The organism is Vogesella mureinivorans (assembly GCF_007644035.1).
Taxonomy (GTDB): Bacteria; Pseudomonadota; Gammaproteobacteria; order Burkholderiales; family Chromobacteriaceae; genus Vogesella; species Vogesella mureinivorans.
The window spans coordinates 1-348 of sequence record NZ_VMTV02000049.1 but is presented as its reverse complement, the minus strand read 5'-3'; the positions used below and the strand labels follow the sequence as shown (position 1 = coordinate 348).

The 348-nt window shown below is 73.0% G+C and carries 1 protein-coding gene; it reads right to left on the bottom strand.

Translation table 11 applies throughout. From position 1 onward, the window contains the following. A partial coding sequence (locus tag FLQ44_RS01700) for a tetratricopeptide repeat protein (RefSeq protein ID WP_147692782.1) occupies positions 1 to 203 on the bottom strand: 203 nt, incomplete at its 3' end. Positions 204 to 348: the final 145 nt, after the last annotated feature.

Below are 348 nucleotides of genomic sequence, written 5' to 3'. Positions count from 1 at the left end.
GCCCGGTGTGCCTGCTGCAGCAGCGCCAGGGCCTCGTCGAGGGCACCACGCCGGAAGGCCTGCATGCCGAGGCCGTGCAGGGCCTGCGGATGCTGCGGCTGCTGCGCGCGCACCTGCGCCCACAGGCGCTCGGCGTCCTGCCATTGACCCTGCTGAGCCGCGCGCGTGGCCGCCTGGGCAAGTGCTTCGATGTGTGCGCTCATGCGCAGCTCTCCGGTGTGGCCGGCGGATGTCAGCCTGCAAGCATAGCCCGAGCACACGCGGCGGACCTCGCGCAGCCGGTGCCAGGGCGGTGGCCGATATACTCGCGCGCTGCCTCGGTGCGGCTGCACCGGGGCACATTCCCGA